This window comes from Bradyrhizobium sp. Ken01 (assembly GCF_055807355.1).
In genome coordinates, this window is record NZ_JBVVPC010000252.1 from 1 (window position 1) to 254 (window position 254).

1 protein-coding gene is annotated in these 254 nt (G+C 59.1%); it reads left to right on the plus strand.

What is annotated here, in order from left to right; all coding sequences use genetic code 11:
- Positions 1-254: TRCF domain-containing protein (locus AC0L3S_RS39540; protein WP_473285393.1), on the plus strand; the 254-nt coding region annotated here is incomplete at both ends.

Below are 254 nucleotides of genomic sequence, written 5' to 3' on the forward strand. Positions count from 1 at the left end.
TGTTGGCCTCTATGCGCGGCTCTCTCGTATTCGTTCTGACTTGGACCTTGATGCATTCAGCGAGGAGCTCGAGGACCGCTTTGGTGACATGCCTGGCGAAGTGACCGTTCTGCTGGAACTTACCAGGTTGCGGATAGCAGCGTCGGAACGGGGTGTCGGCAAAGTTGATGTTGGGCCCGAAGCCGTCGCGATCACCTTGCGCAACAAGCCTCTGGCGTCACGATGGCGGGACAGGAAGGTGTTGGGCCTGGAGT